The sequence below is a fragment of the Gordonia sp. DT30 genome (genome assembly GCF_049844915.1).
Lineage (GTDB): Bacteria > Actinomycetota > Actinomycetes > Mycobacteriales > Mycobacteriaceae > Gordonia.
Genome location: NZ_JBNCLY010000012.1, coordinates 48,718 through 62,791 on the forward strand (window position 1 = coordinate 48,718; position 14,074 = coordinate 62,791).

The following is a 14,074-nucleotide window of genomic DNA, read 5'->3' on the forward strand; positions in this document are numbered from 1 at the left end:
GGCGACCCGCGGTGATCTGTCCGCGGTGATCGCGGCCGCAGTCGTAGGCTCACTGGTCATGACCCCCGATGCGACACACCCGGTCCCGACGAATCCGATTTCTGGTCTGCGGGAGGCGATCGAGGCCCGCGGGGCCGAACTGGCCGGCACCATCTGGCGGCATGTGGAGGTGGTGGACTCCACCGGATCGACCAATGCCGACCTCGCCGCACGTGCCGAGGACCCCGACATCGTGGGCACGGTGCGCATCACCACCGATCAGACCGCGGGTCGCGGGCGCCGTTCGCGGATCTGGTCGGCGCCCCCGGGTGCCCAGCTGGCCCTCTCGGCGGTGCTGCCGGTGGGCGAGAGCGCCGCGAAGCTCGGCTGGTTGTCGCTGGCGACCGGGCTGGCGACCGCGACCGCGGTGTACCGGCACACCGGGGTGCGCCCGGCGCTCAAATGGCCCAACGACGTCCTGATCGCCGAACGCAAGATCGCCGGCATCCTCGCCGAGTACGTGTCCGCGCCCGGCGGGGGCATCGTCATCGTGGGGACCGGCATCAACACCAACCTGAGGACCGACGAGTTACCGGTGCCCACGGCGACGAGCCTGCGCATCGAGGGCGGTGAACCACTGGCCGCGCCGGATCTGGCCGCCCTGGCGATCGAATACCTGCGCGCGTTGTCCGAGCAGGGCTGGCCCGATCACCTCGACACGATCGCCGCCGCCTACCGGGAGCACTGCGACACCCTGGGCCGGCGCGTTCGCCTGATCCTGCCGGGCGACACCGAGATCATCGGGCAGGCCGTCGACATCGACGACGATGGCCGCATCGTCATCGAACAGGATGGGGGACAACGCTTTCCGGCCGCAGCCGGAGACGTCGTGCATCTTCGGCCGCTCGCGGATCGAGGTTGAGCGGCCTGAGGTTGAGCGGATGGAGGTTCAGCGGGTGCCGGTGCGGCACTTGTGGCCCATCGCCGGTACCAGTGAAAAGATCGGCAGCCCGATCACCAGGTGCATCACCGCAGTGCCGAGGCCGACCGAGAACTGTGCCGAGAGCACCAGCGGGATGATGACCGCCGCGGCGATCAGCAGGCCGACGATCCAGCGGAAGAACTGATCGGGCGACGGCGTGATGATCTGCAGCACGTACCAGAGGGCGCCGGCGGCCAGGGCGGCGAGGAATCCGACCACGGCGAACCAGTATTCGTCCTGGGCGACCGGATTCCACACACCGAACTTGCCCGCCGCGTTCACGCGGTCGACGATCGCCCGGATGATCCACGCGACCAGCCAGGCGGCGAGCCCGGTGACCACACCGGTCATCACGATGCCGCCGACGTACATCCCGACATGGATGTCGGGCCCGATGCGCTTGCGAGGCTGCGGGTGTCCGCCGGCTTGCGAGTACTGCGGTTGGGGGTACGCGGTCGGGTCCGGCGCACCGCGGTAGGCCGGCTCCTGTTGGCTGTAGGCGCGTGACTCGGGCGCGTCGTATCCGGGCTCGTACTTGGCCGTGCGGGGATCGCGGGGATCCCGGGGATCGCGATAGCTCATGGGAGGCTCCTGAACCTGCGGCGCCGTGGGGCACCGTGTGGTCGGGTCTTGTGCGGTCGGTCGGTCTTGTGTGGTCGGGGTCATCCTACCGAGATCGACCGGTGGCCGAGCCGGGCCACGAAGATTCACGCAGTCGGCGTCTGCCGGGGTCCGGGCGGCCGCGCGGCCTATGCTGGCACGCATGGCCTACCCGCGGGAGAACCTCGCACCGGGTGAGCGGGTCGTACTGCACCGGCATCCGCATTGGAAGTGTCTGCTCGCCCCGTTCATCCTGTTCGTCCTCGCCACCGCGGTCGCCGGACTGCTCGCGGGCCTGGTCGACGGGTCGTCGCTGACCGGAGCAGGCGCGTTGGCCGGCTACGTCGTCGTCGCCGTGCTGTGGGCGGCCGCGGCGGTCTGGTTCTTCGCGCGGCCCCTCATCTCGTGGCAGACCACGCACTTCGTGCTGACCGACCGCCGGGTGATCTTCCGCAACGGCATCCTCACCCGATCGGGCATCGATATCCCGATTCGCCGCATCAACACCGTCGAGTTCCGGCATGGACCCATCGATCGGTTGCTGCGGACGGGCACGCTGCTCATCGAGTCGGCGTCCGACGAGCCGCTGGCCTTCGATGACGTCCCGCAGGTCGAACGGGTTCATGCGCTGCTCTACCACGAGGTGCTCGACGTGACCGAGAGCGTCGAGCGTGGCGACTTCGAGGATCGCCACGAGAACGACCCGGACCGCGACGTTTCCCGAGCGGAGGCCGGCCCCGGAAGGTGGGGGAGACACCGATGACCGTCGTGTTGCTGGCCGAGGACGACACCGCCATCGCCGAACCACTCGCCCGGGCCCTGACCCGCGAGGGTTACGGGTGTGAGGTCGTGGGCACCGGGACACAGGCCCTCGCGCGCGTCGCCGACGGCGGGTTCGAGCTGCTCATCCTCGACCTCGGTCTGCCCGAGATCGACGGTCTCGAGGTCTGCCGGCGGGTGCGGGTCCATCAGCCCGAACTGGCCGTGCTGATGCTCACCGCGCGTACCGACGAGGTGGATTTCGTGGTCGGCCTCGACGCCGGTGCCGACGACTACGTCGGCAAACCGTTCCGGCTGGCCGAGCTGCTGGCCCGGGTGCGGGCGCTGCTGCGTCGCCGGCAGAGCCCCGACGACGTCGTGCTCGAGGGTGGGGACCTGCGCCTGGATGCCCGGGCGCGGCGGGTCACGCTCGGCGGTACCGAGCTGGTGCTGGCCAACCGCGAGTTCGATCTGCTGCGGTTCCTGATGGAGCGTGCCGGTGAGGTCATCGGGCGCGACGAGATCCTGACCGAGGTGTGGGGATCGGCGGACCTGCGGTCGTCGAAGACCCTCGACATGCACGTCTCGTGGCTGCGGCGCAAGATCGGTGACGATCGGCACGACCGCTCCCGCCACATCGTCACCGTCCGCGGCGTCGGCTTCCGTTTCGACCCGTAAGGCGAGCTGGCCCCGATGCGCCGACGCATTCTGTACACCATGATCGCCATGTTGCTGGCGGTCGGAGCAGCGCTGGGTATCCCGCTTTCGGTGATCGCCTGGTGGTGGGTTGCCGACAACGCACACCAAACGCTCGACAGCCGACTCAAGTCGATCTCCGATCAACTCATCCGGACCGAGGACGGGCGAGACGCGACGCTCGACCCGGCGCTGCTCGATTCGCCGCCGCTGGCGGCGCTGATACCGGACGAGGGCCGACTGGTCCTCACATACGCGGCATCCGACGGTCGGTCGGCGACGCGTGCGGTCGGCGCGCAGATCGACGGCGCGACGATGTCGGACTCGATCGGCCTCGGCGACGCCGGGTCGCTGGTGCTCGAGATCCCGCGCAGCGACGTACGCAACGACCAGTTGGCCGCGGTGGGCATCGTGACGATCGTCGTCGCTTCGTCCCTGGTGGCCGGGACGGTGGTCGCGGCGGTCACCGCCGGACGCATCGCCGACCCGGTGATCGACCTCGCCGACCGCGCGTCGGCGATGGCGCGCGGCGACTTCCGTTCGGCATGGAAGACCTACGGGATCTTCGAACTCGACCGGGTGTCCCGGGCGCTCGGCAACGCGAACACCGAGATCGCGTTGCGCCTCGAACGTGAGGGCGAGATCGTCGGTGACGTCTCCCATCAGCTCCGCAGCCGGCTCACCGCGATCCAGTTGCGCCTGGACGAACTGGCGTTGCACGACGACCCGGCCGTGGTGACCGAGGCCGAGGCCGCCCTCGATCAGGTCGAGCGGCTGTCCGACGAACTCGATGAGATGGTGGCGGCCTCGCGGGACGATCCGGCCCCGCTGCAGGCAGTCGACGTCACCGAACTGCTGACGCGGCTCGTCGGTGACTTCGAGAATGCCTTCGACGCGCAGGGCCGCGAGGTGACGGTGTCCTTCGCCGGCGAGGTGAGCGCGCTGAGTGCGCAGCCGGGTCGGCTGCGCGAGGCGGTCAGCGTGCTGGTCGACAACGCACTGCAGCACGGCGCCGGACGCTGCCGGATCGACGTCGGCGAGCTCACCGGCGACATGGTGCGTATCACGATCGCCGACGAGGGGCCCGGTGTCGCCGACGACATCGCGCAATCGATCTTCCGCCGCGGATTCTCCGCGGGCAGCGGCGCCGGCCCGGCGGGTAACGGGGTCGGCCTCTCGCTCGCGCGCGCCTTGGTCGAGGCCGACGGTGGACGTCTCGAACTGGCGAACCGGCGCCCGGCCGTGTTCTCGATCGTGGTGCCCTCGGTGGCGCCGGAGCCCGACGGCTCGGCGGCGTCAGAAGAAAGCGGGTCCGCTGGGCGCTCGGAAGCTCCGTCGCGCCGGTCCGAACCCGGCCGGCCCGGACCGGATCCGGGCCTCAGGCGTGACCGAGTTCCTCATCGTTGAGTTCCTCGGCACTGGGATGCAGATCTGTCGATCCGGCGTCGCCGCCACGCAGCTTCTCCTCCGGGAATGCGAATTTCCGCAGTGCCCAGAAGCGAAACGCCATCTGCAGAAAGTTGCCGATCAGATAGTTGAGGACGAAGTCGACGATCACCTGGTCGGTGACGTCGAGGTTGCTGCGCAGAGAAAACAGATTGTTGGCGACGAACAGCGGGGCGGCCTGTACGAGAACGCCGATACCACTGATGGCGAAGAAGAGCAGGGCCTCATGGGTGCGTTCCCGGCCGCCGCGATTCTTGAACGCCCACTCGCGATTCAGGATGTAACTCAGGATCGTGGCCAGGACACCCGAGATGATCTTGGCCACCACGGGCTTGGATTCGAGCACGGTGAGTGCCAGCGGATAGAAGATCGCCATGTCGAAAAGGAACGTCGTGCCGCCGACGATGGCGAATTTGATGAGTTCGTGGTGCCGCATCAGGAGCCGGCGAACCGACTCCGGCAGACGGGCGACCATCTCATCGATGAATGGCACAAGACACGAGTCTAGGACCCGCCGGGCACGCTGACATCACCCCGGTCGGTCATGCGTCCGACATGCCCGGCATGCCACGATGTACCGCGTGAGCTCTTCTGACGGTGACGCGCCCGCATTTCCGGGCGCGCAGACGACCCCGCCCGCGCCCTCGGAGCCACGATCGGCTGCCGGTGCGGGGCGTATGCCGACGGTCACGATGATCGGCGGTGGCCAGCTGGCCCGGATGACCCATCAGGCGTCGATCGCCCTCGGCCAATGCCTTCGGGTGCTCGCCGCCGGACCGGATGAACCGGCCGCGCAGGTGAGTCCGGACGTGATCATCGGTTCGCACGACGACATCGCCGATCTGCGTCGCGCCGCGCAGGGTGCGGTGGCACTGACTTTCGACCACGAGGGCGTGCCCCTGCACCATCTGCAGACGCTGGAGGCCGAAGGGATTTCGGTGTTGCCGCCGTCGGCGGCCCTGCGCTTCGCTCAGGACAAGCAGGCGATGCGGGTGCGACTGAAGCAGTCGGGACTGCCGGTACCCGACTTCGTCGAGTTGGCGGGCGATCTGGGACTCGCGCGTGGCCGGCTCATCGAATTCGGTGACCGGCATGGCTGGGCGATCGTCCTCAAGGCCGTCCGCGGCGGCTATGACGGCCGCGGGGTGTGGATCCTCGACGACCGCGCCGCCGCGCTGGCCGTCTTCGACGCGCAGTTCGACGCAGGCATCGAACTGCTCGCCGAACAGAAGGTGCCCATGCGACGGGAGCTGTCGGCGATGATCGCCCGGTCACCGTTCGGGCAGGGCGGCGCGTGGCCGGTGGTGGAGACCATCCAGCGCAACGGGCAGTGTGCCGTGGTGCTCGCACCGGCACCCGACCTCGGTGCCGAGCTCGCCGTGCGGGCGCAGGAGATGGCGTTGCGGCTGGCCGACGAGCTCGGCGTCGTCGGGGTGATGGCGATGGAATTGTTCGAGACCACCGACGGTGAGCTCCTCGTCAACGAACTGGCCATGCGTCCGCACAACAGCGGCCATTGGACGATGGATGGCGCGGTCACCTCACAGTTCGAGCAGCACCTGCGCGCGGTGCTCGACTATCCGCTCGGTGACACCGCGCCGAGCGCACCGCTGACGGTGATGGCCAACATCCTCGGCGCGCCGTCGGCGCCGCAGATGTCGATGGACGAGCGCCTGCACCACCTGATGGGACGGATACCGGCCGCGAAGGTGCACCTCTACGGCAAGGGGGAGCGCGTCGACCGCAAGATCGGGCATGTGAATATCGTCGGGGCACACGGCGAACAGCTCGCCGCGGTGCGTGAGCGCGCCGAACGTGCGGCGCACTGGATGTCACACGCGGTGTGGACCGACGGATGGGAAGGGCACTGATGAGCGAGTCGACCGACAACGGAACCGAGGTGGCCGGGGCCCAGACGGCTCGCCACGCTCGGGTCGGATTGATCATGGGCAGCGATTCCGATTGGCCCACAATGCAACTCGCGGCCGAGGCGCTGGCCGAATTCGACGTGCCGTTCGAGGTCGGGGTGGTCTCGGCGCACCGCACCCCGCAGCGCATGCTCGACTACGCCACCGGTGCCGCCGAGGCCGGGATCGAGGTCATCATCGCCGGTGCCGGCGGAGCCGCGCACCTGCCCGGAATGGTCGCCGCGTCGACACCGCTGCCGGTGATCGGTGTGCCGGTTGCGCTCCGTCACCTCGACGGACTCGACTCGCTGCTCTCCATCGTGCAGATGCCTGCGGGTGTCCCGGTGGCGACCGTCTCGATCGGCGGCGCTCGCAACGCGGGCCTGCTCGCGGTGCGCATCCTCGGCGCAGCCGACCCGTCGCTGCGTTCGCGGATGGCGGATTTCCAGGCCGGCCTCGAGCAGATGGTGCTCGACAAGGATGCCGCGCTGCGTCAGAAGCTGTTGGGCGACTGAGTTCTTCGAGGTCGGGTCAGTTCTCGTGACGGTGTGGGCCGGGCGGGTCGAGTTGTAATCGGCGCGTCAGGAAACCCAGCACCTGATCGAGTGCGTCCCGGGTGGGTTGCCCTGGCTCGTCGATGAGATCGACCGTCAGAGCCGCGTGCGGTGGGGTCGGCATCGGCGAATCGGGGTTGGCCGCCGAGTCCGGTAGTTCGATCGCGGTGAAGGCATCGCCCAGAAGGCGCCGCAGGTTCTCGAAGCGTGCCGGTGGGGACATCCGATCGCCCTCGAAGCGCACGCCCATGACCTCGAGCCCGGCCGCGCAGCGCGCGGCCACCGTCGACAGGTCGGCGGGCGAGACATCGATGGCCCGGGCCCGGCCGGGGGAGATGGCGGCCGGCAGCGACGGCTGGGCCAGTATCGGGGCGAGCAACCGCTCGTCGGTGGCCATGCCGAGGGCGAATCCGCCGGTGAAGCACATGCCGATCGCGCCGACCCCCACGCCGCCGCACCGTCGGTGTTCGTCGGCGGCCAGGGCGCGCAGCCAGTTGACCACGGGCGAGGTCTTGCCGGTCGCCAGGATCGTGAACTCGCGGCTGACGCATGCGCGGGCGATGGTGCCGAGCATTTCGGCTGTGGAGCGCAGGGTTCCGCGTGCGGCAGGCGAGGGGTCACGGCCGTCGACGCCGTAGGGCGACGGCATCACCGCGGTGGCGCCGATGTCGACGATGCGCCGGGCGAAATCGGCCACCGCCGGGGAGATCCCGGGCATCTCGGCGATGATGATCACCGCGGGACCGCTGCCCTTGCGATACACGCGGCGGGTGGCCCCGAGGTACGTCTCGTCGCGGACGGTGAAGTCCGACAGGGTGTCGTCGGTGGCGCCGTCTCGGCTGCTCATGACGGCTCCAGGGTGCCGATGAGCACCCAGTCGAACGGCTTCGCGAACGGCCGGGCCCCCCGGGCCACATCAGGTGAGTCGGCCGGGACGATGCGGGGACGGACGAGTCGGAAGTGCTTGTTACGGCGCGTGATCCGGCACTGGCCTGCGGCCGCGACGTTGCGTACCCAATCGGTGTCGCGGCCGTAGGTGAGGACGATGGCCAGGGTGTCGTCCTCGACCCACGCCAGGACCGGCGTCGAGTAGCGGCGCCCAGAGGATCGGCCGGTGTGCTCCACCATCGCCCAGGGGGCCAGATGCGGGGCCCACCGACGCTGGATGGGATTGCTGACGACCTTGTTCATGCGAGCGAGGACGGCGGGGAGTTGCATGGCACCACTGTGCCTCATCGCGGCGGCACGCGGGTCAGGACAGGACGATCCCGGCGCGTTCGGTGACCGCGCGCTCTGCTTGAACACCCGACGGATGAGCCACCCACACCAGACCGGCGCCGACCGCCAGCGGGGCCAGGAGATTGCCGACAATGCCTGCGGCGCTGCGCCATTCACGCGTCGAGAGAACCCGGCTGCCGCCGCTGATCGCGGACTCGGCCGCCGCCGAACGTGCCGCGGCGAGTACATCGGGTCCGGCGTCGCCGTCGAGGGCGGGGCCCGAATAGGCCGGGCCGACGATATGATCGCCGTGGATGCGCACCCGGCTGCCGTAGTCGGAGACCCCGGGCGGCAGACCGCCGACCGGCAGGGCGAACGGATCGAGCGGGGCGACGATGAGCTCATCCGCGTCGGGGTACGAGTCGAGTCCGGTGCGGTCGGTGAACACCGCCACCGGTACGTCGGTGGTCGCAGCGGTGGCGCGGGTGTGGACATGCGCGCCGGCCCACCAGCAGCCGAGCAGGATTCCGGCGCTCTGCCAGTGCTCGGGCAAGTCGACCACGATGGCATCTCCTGGGACACAACCGAGTTCGTCTGTGAGAAAGTTCGCGGTCTTGGCCGCCCAGTTGCCCAGGGTCGCCCAGCTGAGTTCGGTACGCTCACCGCTGCGGTCATCGTAGAACGTGAGCGCCGGACGGGACTGATCTTCGATGGCGCCGAAGATGGCGGCACTGATGGTGGGGGAGTTCGTCACGACTTCGGCTTCCGGGTGGGGTATGTGGGAGTTCGCGTGTTCAGTTGACGCACATCGGGCCGTCGGAGCCGGCGGTGATGGCGGAATTGCCGTCCGGCGCGGCACCTGGGCCGGACGCGCCGCCCCCGCCGTCACCGGAGCCGCCGCCCACATCCGATACCGACCCGGGACCGTCGTAGGTGTTGGTCAGCACCGCACGCAGTTCGTGCTCGCCGAGGGTGGAATCGGCCATGACCGGCAGGCCGCCGAGATCCTTGGCGAGCAGTTTCGCGCCGAGGTCGTCGGCACTGTGGGCGAAGACGGCCGAATCCCGCTCGTTCGCGGGATCGCTCATCAGCTTGCCCTGGTGAAATCCCTTGGCGGTCAGGAGGCCTGCCACGTTCTTGGCGAGGCCCTCGATCGTGCCCGCATTGTTGACGTCGACGGTGTATTCGGCGCGTCCGGTGTTGCGGGCGGGATCGAGCAACGAGCTGGTGAAGGCTCGGACCTTGGTCGGATCGACGGTGACGACGCTCTGTTGTCCGTCGTCGCTCCAACCGTGATCGTCGGTGACGGGGATCGTCGCGAACTTCACGTGGCCGCCGCTGAGGTCCTTGAGCTGCTCGGCGAAGGACAGGACGTCCCAGCCGTTGTCGATGACCACCGACCGTGACACCGCGGCCTGTAGCTGCTTCAGTTTGGTCGGGTCGGCCAGGGTGCCGGCCGAGAGCATCTTCTGGGTGAGTGAGGCCATGAACGCCTGCTGGCGGGTGATCCGGTCGAGGTCGCCGCGTGGCAGGTCGTGGCGCTGCCGGACGAAACTCAATGCCTGTGGGCCACCGAGGGTTTGCCTGCCCGCGTGGAACCGCGCACCCGAGAACGGTTCGTTGACAGCCTGTTTGAGGCAGACGTCGACCCCGCCGACCGCCTTGGTGAGGAGTACGAAACCGAGCAGGCCGACCTCGGCGTAATGGTCGACGCGCACGCCGGTGAGAGTGGCCACGGTGTCGATCAGTGCCTTGCGCCCCGCCTGGGTGCCCTGACGCTCGGCCTCGCCCTCGCTCTTGCCTGCCTCGACGGCCTTGCGCCGCGCGCCTTCTCGCGTCGTCCCGTAGGCGGCATTGATCTTGCTCATCCCGATACCGGGCACGTTGACGTAGGAGTCGCGGGGGATCGAGATCGCCGTCGCCGACGAGCCGTCGTTTGGCACGCGGATCAGCAGGATGGTGTCGGTGTTGGTTGCGACGTCATCGCCGGATCGCAGCCAGCGGAGTTCCTCCGGCGACAACGGATTTCCCTTGGCGTCGGTGCGTGAGTCGGTGCCGACGAGCAGGATGTCCACCGCGCCGTCGTCGCCACCGCCGAGCGCCAGCCCGCCGAGGCGGGTGATGTCGGACTCGAGATTGTTGATGCTGCTCCACGCATATCCGGTGCACACCAGGACGACCGTCGAGAGGATGACGATCACACTGCGCACCGCAGCCCGCCCACCACGCCAGCCGGAAAGGATGCCGCCCGGACGCGGGGCGTGAGGCGGCGGCCCGGATGGCTTCGCGCTGCCGGCCGCGGCAGTGCGGTGTTCGCGCTGCTTCGTCGACTTCGGGGTGGCACCCGCGGCGGCACCGCCCGATTGTCCGCGCGTATGGATCTCACCCGAGGATCGCTGCCGGGGGCCGCGCCGGGCCCCGGGATCGGCCGGACGGCGCCGCCCGTCGGCGTCCTCTCCGGTGCGAGGTCTGCGATCGGAGCGCTCGTGCCCGGGGCGCCGGGGGCTCTCGGCAGCGGATTCGGAGGTCTGCGGACGGCGCGCGCGGACCTCGTTGTCACGCGGGCGACCGGCGGGTCGTCTGCGCGCGCCATCGGGGCGGGAGTCCACGGGTGGGCAGTCCTTTGCGGTCGAGGCTTTCTGTTCTGCGGGGCAGCAGTTGCCTGAGTTCCTGACGTTTCTGATGTGGTTTGCGAAAGCCAACGTTACTGAAGTCGGACGTGAAGTCAGTGACGCAACGCCGAGAGACTTCCGCCACCGCTCGCGGTCGGATCGCCACCCGGCGCCCGAGCGCGTTGGTGTGCAGCCGGGCCGCCGGGCAGACTGACCCCGTGCAGAGCGACCAGCAGCCCCTCGAGCCCGCCCCGACCATCTGGCTGATCGGCGCGGCCGGCCAATTGGGAACCGCGTTGCGTGCCGGTGCACCCCGTGAGCGGGATATCCGGGCGTTGACCTCCGCCGACGTCGACCTCGCCGACGCCGAGTCCATCCGCACCGCGCTGCGTGACGTGCGTGCCGGCGACGTCGTCCTCAACACCGCCGCCCATACCGCGGTCGACCGGGCCGAATCCGAGCCGGAGCGCGCCGCCGCGGTCAATGCGCTCGCCCCCGGAGTGCTCGCCGAGATCACCGCCGCCTCGTCGGCCTGGCTCATCCACATCTCCACCGACTACGTCTTCGCCGATGCCGCCGGGGAGCGTGACACCCCGTACGAGCCCGGCGACACCGACCCGGATGCCGCTCCGCCGAGCGTGTACGGCGCGACCAAACGTGCGGGCGAGATCGCGGCCCTGGCCGCCGACCCGGACGCGACGATCGTGCGCACCGCCTGGGTGTACACCGGTGGGCCCGACAGCCCGGACTTCGTCGGCACGATGCGCCGACTCGAACGCACCCGCGACACCGTCGACGTGGTCGACGACCAGACCGGTTCGCCCACCTACGCCCCCGATCTCGCGGCCGGACTCTGGGAACTCGTCGCCGGTGGCCACCGGCCCGGGGTGGCCGGAGCGATCCTGCACGCCACCAACGCCGGTGAGGTGACCTGGTTCGAGGTGGCCCGCGCGGTCTTCGCCGGACTCGGTGCCGACCCGGGGCGCGTGCACTCGTGCCGCACCGACGAATTCCCGCGTCCGGCGCCACGCCCGGCGTACTCGGTGTTGTCGCCGCGATCGTGGACCGAGGCCGGACTCACCCCACTGCGGGACTGGTCGATCGCCTTGTCCGACGCACTGGCCGCCCGGTGACGCCGAACACCGCCCGGCCCCCACATGCGACGGTTGATGAGACCGGAACTCCGGTTGGCTACGCTGACCCGGTGACCTCGAAGCTGGCCGTGGTGACGGTGACCTATTGGTCGGGTCCCCACCTGCAGACATTCCTGACGAGCCTGGGCCACGCCACGTCCGCGCCACCGCGTGTGGTGATCGCCGACAACGGGTCCGGTGACGGTGCGCCGGAGGCGGCCGAGCGTGCATACGACAACGTCACCCTCGTCCACTCCGGCGGGAACGTCGGATATGGCGGCGGGATCAACCGCGCGGTTGCCGCGATCGATGAGGACGTCGACTTCGTCGTGATCGCCAACCCCGATGTGGAGTGGCTACCCGGATCCATCGACGAACTCGTCGCCGCGGCCGCCCGGTGGCCGCGGGCCGGCTCACTCGGACCACTGATCCGCGAACCCGACGGTTCGGTCTACCCGTCGGCGCGCCGCGTCCCCGACCTCGTCTCCGGCACCGGGCATGCGTTGCTTGGTGGCATCTGGAAGGGCAATCCGTGGACCGCGGCCTACCGCGCCGACGACGTCGCGCCGAGCGAGCGGCCCGTCGGCTGGTTGTCGGGGTCGTGTCTGCTGGTGCGCCGCAACGCCTTCGACGAGATCTCCGGATTCGACGAGCGCTACTTCATGTACATGGAGGACGTCGACCTCGGCGACCGGCTCGGCCGCGCCGGATGGCTCAACGTCTACGTCCCCGGCGCCGAGGTGGTCCACACGAAGGGACACAGCGCCGACAAGCGGCCCGAGACGATGCTGCCTGCGCATCACCGCAGCGCCTACCGATTCCAGGCCGATCGCCACCCCGGAGTGCTCCGCGCACCGATCCGGTGGGCGCTGCGGGCCGGACTGGCGGTACGGTCCCGGCTGGCCGTACGTGCAGCCGCCCGGTCCGGCAGTTCACCAACCGGGTCGGCAGCGGCCGCCGATCGGCAAACCCCCGATCGTGGAACCCCCGATCGTGGAACTTCGGATCGTGGAACCCCCGATCGTGGAACTTCGGAGAGGAACACCCCGTGACGCACTTTTCGGTGAGCAACCCCAGAGTCCCCACCGAGGAGGTACCCGACGTCGACATGTCCGACGTACAGGCCGTGGTGCTCGTCGGCGGCAAGGGCACCCGGCTGCGTCCGCTGACGTTGTCCGCGCCCAAGCCGATGCTGCCGACCGCGGGCCTGCCGTTCCTGACACATCTGCTCTCACGCATCCGGCAGTCCGGGATCCGCGACGTCATCCTGGGTACGTCGTTCAAGGCGCACGTGTTCTCCGAACACTACGGGGACGGATCCAAACTCGACCTGAACCTGCGCTACGTCACCGAGGAAGACCCGCTCGGCACCGGCGGTGGCATCCGCAACGTGCTCTCCGAGCTGACCGCCTCGACGGTCGTCGTGTTCAACGGTGACGTGCTCGGCGGCACCGACGTCCGCCACGTCGTGCACACACACCGCGAGTCCGGCGCCGACGTGACCCTGCACCTGGTGCGCGTCTCCGATCCCCGGGCATTCGGATCGGTCCCCACCGACGACGCCGGCCGCGTCACCGCCTTCCTCGAGAAGACCCAGGATCCGCCGACCGACCAGATCAACGCGGGCACCTACGTGTTCCGGCGGTCGGTGATCGAGGACATCCCGGCCGGTCGTGAGGTGTCGGTGGAGCGCGAGGTGTTTCCCGGTCTACTCGCCGACGGCCGCCACATTCACGCCTACGTCGACCACGCCTACTGGCGCGACATGGGCACCCCCGAGGACTTCGTCCGCGGGTCCGCCGACCTGGTCCGCGGCATCGCGCCCTCGCCGGCACTCGGCGACCGCCACGGTGAGTCACTCGTCCACGAAGGTGCCGGCGTCGGACCCGGCGCCGTTCTCATCGGTGGCACGGTCGTCGGCCGCGGCGCCGAGATCGGGCCACGGGCCCGACTGGACGGCGCCGTCATCTTCGACGGCGCGGTCATCGAGGCCGGTGCCGTCGTGGAACGCAGCATCGTGGGATTCGGTGCGCGTATTGGACCGCGCGCCCTCGTCCGCGACACCGTCATCGGCGACGGCGCCGAGGTGGGTGCCCGCTGCGAGTTGCTGCGCGGCGCACGCGTATGGCCCGGCGTGCAGATCCCCGATGGCGGGGTGCGCTTCTCCACCGACGTCTAGGGTGGCGGC

Annotated in this window: 15 protein-coding genes; 9 read left to right on the forward strand and 6 right to left on the reverse strand. The window is 69.6% G+C overall.

Going from position 1 to position 14,074, the window contains the following annotated elements:
- Positions 1 to 58: 58 nt before the first annotated feature.
- On the forward strand, positions 59 to 901 hold the full coding sequence (locus ACLQ3C_RS12965; protein ID WP_425705479.1) for a biotin--[acetyl-CoA-carboxylase] ligase: 843 nt from the start codon (positions 59 to 61) through the stop codon (positions 899 to 901).
- Between the two features lie 27 nt (positions 902 to 928).
- Here ACLQ3C_RS12965 and ACLQ3C_RS12970 read toward each other — a convergent pair whose 3' ends face one another.
- On the reverse strand, positions 929 to 1,543 hold the full coding sequence (locus tag ACLQ3C_RS12970) for a hypothetical protein (RefSeq protein ID WP_425705480.1): 615 nt from the start codon (positions 1,541 to 1,543) through the stop codon (positions 929 to 931).
- A gap of 181 nt (positions 1,544 to 1,724) precedes the next feature.
- Between ACLQ3C_RS12970 and ACLQ3C_RS12975 the strand changes: the two genes are divergently transcribed.
- The 3 genes from ACLQ3C_RS12975 to ACLQ3C_RS12985 are packed head-to-tail and all read left to right on the forward strand — an operon-like array spanning position 1,725 to position 4,423.
- Complete coding sequence (locus tag ACLQ3C_RS12975; RefSeq protein WP_425705481.1) at positions 1,725 to 2,324, forward strand: PH domain-containing protein; 600 nt, start codon at positions 1,725 to 1,727, stop codon at positions 2,322 to 2,324.
- The gene (locus tag ACLQ3C_RS12980) at positions 2,321 to 2,998 is read left to right on the forward strand and encodes a response regulator transcription factor (RefSeq protein ID WP_425705482.1); all 678 of its coding nucleotides are present in this window, start codon (positions 2,321 to 2,323) and stop codon (positions 2,996 to 2,998) included. Before ACLQ3C_RS12975 ends, ACLQ3C_RS12980 begins: the two co-directional genes overlap by 4 nt.
- Positions 2,999 to 3,013: 15 nt before the next feature.
- Positions 3,014 to 4,423 carry a sensor histidine kinase gene (locus ACLQ3C_RS12985; protein ID WP_425705483.1) on the forward strand — a complete coding sequence of 470 codons (1,410 nt, stop codon included), beginning with the start codon at positions 3,014 to 3,016 and terminating at the stop codon, positions 4,421 to 4,423.
- Here ACLQ3C_RS12985 and ACLQ3C_RS12990 read toward each other — a convergent pair.
- A complete protein-coding gene (locus ACLQ3C_RS12990; RefSeq protein WP_425705484.1) occupies positions 4,395 to 4,955 on the reverse strand; it encodes a GtrA family protein in 561 nt (186 codons plus the stop codon). The genes ACLQ3C_RS12985 and ACLQ3C_RS12990 overlap by 29 nt on opposite strands.
- 79 nt (positions 4,956 to 5,034) lie before the next feature.
- Here ACLQ3C_RS12990 and ACLQ3C_RS12995 point away from each other — a divergent pair, with 79 nt between their 5' ends.
- Together ACLQ3C_RS12995 and purE are read left to right on the forward strand one after the other, a co-directional pair.
- Positions 5,035 to 6,333, forward strand: a complete 1,299-nt coding sequence (locus ACLQ3C_RS12995) for a 5-(carboxyamino)imidazole ribonucleotide synthase (protein WP_425705485.1) — start codon at positions 5,035 to 5,037, stop codon at positions 6,331 to 6,333.
- The gene (gene purE, locus ACLQ3C_RS13000; RefSeq protein WP_425705486.1) at positions 6,333 to 6,884 is read left to right on the forward strand and encodes a 5-(carboxyamino)imidazole ribonucleotide mutase; all 552 of its coding nucleotides are present in this window, start codon (positions 6,333 to 6,335) and stop codon (positions 6,882 to 6,884) included. The genes ACLQ3C_RS12995 and purE overlap by 1 nt, the downstream gene beginning before the upstream one ends.
- A 16-nt stretch (positions 6,885 to 6,900) precedes the next feature.
- Here purE and ACLQ3C_RS13005 read toward each other — a convergent pair whose 3' ends face one another.
- The 4 genes from ACLQ3C_RS13005 to ACLQ3C_RS13020 are packed head-to-tail and all read right to left on the reverse strand — an operon-like array spanning position 6,901 to position 10,750.
- On the reverse strand, positions 6,901 to 7,770 hold the full coding sequence (locus ACLQ3C_RS13005; RefSeq protein WP_425705487.1) for a dienelactone hydrolase family protein: 870 nt from the start codon (positions 7,768 to 7,770) through the stop codon (positions 6,901 to 6,903).
- Entirely contained in the window at positions 7,767 to 8,141 is a 375-nt protein-coding gene (locus tag ACLQ3C_RS13010; RefSeq protein ID WP_425705488.1) for a nitroreductase family deazaflavin-dependent oxidoreductase, read from the reverse strand. Before ACLQ3C_RS13010 ends, ACLQ3C_RS13005 begins: the two co-directional genes overlap by 4 nt.
- Before the next feature lie 34 nt (positions 8,142 to 8,175).
- Positions 8,176 to 8,895 carry a TIGR03089 family protein gene (locus ACLQ3C_RS13015; protein WP_425705489.1) on the reverse strand — a complete coding sequence of 240 codons (720 nt, stop codon included), beginning with the start codon at positions 8,893 to 8,895 and terminating at the stop codon, positions 8,176 to 8,178.
- A 40-nt stretch (positions 8,896 to 8,935) separates the two neighbouring features.
- The gene (locus ACLQ3C_RS13020; RefSeq protein ID WP_425705490.1) at positions 8,936 to 10,750 is read right to left on the reverse strand and encodes an LCP family protein; all 1,815 of its coding nucleotides are present in this window, start codon (positions 10,748 to 10,750) and stop codon (positions 8,936 to 8,938) included.
- A 221-nt stretch (positions 10,751 to 10,971) separates the two neighbouring features.
- On the opposite strand from ACLQ3C_RS13020, the gene rfbD reads away from it, so the two are divergent.
- The 3 genes from rfbD to ACLQ3C_RS13035 all read left to right on the forward strand — a co-directional run bounded on the left by rfbD (position 10,972) and on the right by ACLQ3C_RS13035 (position 14,065).
- Complete coding sequence (rfbD, locus tag ACLQ3C_RS13025; protein ID WP_425705491.1) at positions 10,972 to 11,886, forward strand: dTDP-4-dehydrorhamnose reductase; 915 nt, start codon at positions 10,972 to 10,974, stop codon at positions 11,884 to 11,886.
- A 71-nt stretch (positions 11,887 to 11,957) separates the two neighbouring features.
- Positions 11,958 to 12,938 (forward strand): glycosyltransferase family 2 protein, encoded by a 981-nt coding sequence (locus ACLQ3C_RS13030; protein WP_425705492.1) that lies wholly within the window; start codon positions 11,958 to 11,960, stop codon positions 12,936 to 12,938.
- A 56-nt stretch (positions 12,939 to 12,994) separates the two neighbouring features.
- Entirely contained in the window at positions 12,995 to 14,065 is a 1,071-nt protein-coding gene (locus tag ACLQ3C_RS13035) for a sugar phosphate nucleotidyltransferase (RefSeq protein WP_425705561.1), read from the forward strand.
- The last annotated feature ends 9 nt before the right edge of the window (positions 14,066 to 14,074 follow it).

What these genes read in the sequence shown, in the direction of transcription:
- ACLQ3C_RS12965 (WP_425705479.1), top strand. Translation starts at nt 59, where the DNA reads ATGACCCCCGATGCGACACACCCGGTCCCGACGAATCCGATTTCTGGT.
- ACLQ3C_RS12970 (WP_425705480.1), bottom strand. Translation starts at nt 1,543, where the DNA reads ATGAGCTATCGCGATCCCCGGGATCCCCGCGATCCCCGCACGGCCAAG.
- ACLQ3C_RS12975 (WP_425705481.1), top strand. Translation starts at nt 1,725, where the DNA reads ATGGCCTACCCGCGGGAGAACCTCGCACCGGGTGAGCGGGTCGTACTG.
- ACLQ3C_RS12980 (WP_425705482.1), top strand. Translation starts at nt 2,321, where the DNA reads ATGACCGTCGTGTTGCTGGCCGAGGACGACACCGCCATCGCCGAACCA.
- ACLQ3C_RS12985 (WP_425705483.1), top strand. Translation starts at nt 3,014, where the DNA reads ATGCGCCGACGCATTCTGTACACCATGATCGCCATGTTGCTGGCGGTC.
- ACLQ3C_RS12995 (WP_425705485.1), top strand. Translation starts at nt 5,035, where the DNA reads ATGTACCGCGTGAGCTCTTCTGACGGTGACGCGCCCGCATTTCCGGGC.
- purE (WP_425705486.1), top strand. Translation starts at nt 6,333, where the DNA reads ATGAGCGAGTCGACCGACAACGGAACCGAGGTGGCCGGGGCCCAGACG.
- ACLQ3C_RS13005 (WP_425705487.1), bottom strand. Translation starts at nt 7,770, where the DNA reads ATGAGCAGCCGAGACGGCGCCACCGACGACACCCTGTCGGACTTCACC.
- ACLQ3C_RS13010 (WP_425705488.1), bottom strand. Translation starts at nt 8,141, where the DNA reads ATGCAACTCCCCGCCGTCCTCGCTCGCATGAACAAGGTCGTCAGCAAT.
- ACLQ3C_RS13035 (WP_425705561.1), top strand. Translation starts at nt 12,995, where the DNA reads ATGTCCGACGTACAGGCCGTGGTGCTCGTCGGCGGCAAGGGCACCCGG.